We start from the raw sequence: 379 nt of genomic DNA on the forward strand, positions 1-379 counted from the left end.
GGCACCGCGTATCCAGGGCAGGACGACGGCTTCGCCCGTGTCGGGGTCGTAGACCAGCATGTGCGTCTTGTCCTGCACCTCCGGAGCATCGGCCGGGGCGCGGGGCCCGTCGGAAGGCGGCACATAAACCTGTTCCGGGCTCCTCGGCTCCGTGCCCAGCATTGCCGCGACGATCACCTCGCCATTCCTGTCCTGGAGATGGATGGTGCGGCCCGCGGCGACCTGGCTCGACGCCGGTTGAGATTGCGGAGTTGCCGTAGCGGGCTTGCTGTGTCCGAAGATGTTGCCGACAATTCCCGCATCGTCGAGCGCCCGCTGCAATTCCGCGGAAGGCGGCGCATCGAGGAAAACCCAGCGCGGCTGATAGGCGGGGTTCTCG

General features: G+C 67.3%; 1 protein-coding gene. It reads right to left on the minus strand.

The genetic code is table 11. The features are described from left to right. Positions 1 to 379 (minus strand): hypothetical protein (locus EOA24_RS42340; RefSeq protein WP_189354758.1); only part of this gene is annotated, 379 nt, incomplete at both ends.

Origin of the sequence: Mesorhizobium sp. M2A.F.Ca.ET.039.01.1.1 (assembly GCF_003998035.1) — a bacterium.
Lineage (GTDB): Bacteria > Pseudomonadota > Alphaproteobacteria > Rhizobiales > Rhizobiaceae > Mesorhizobium.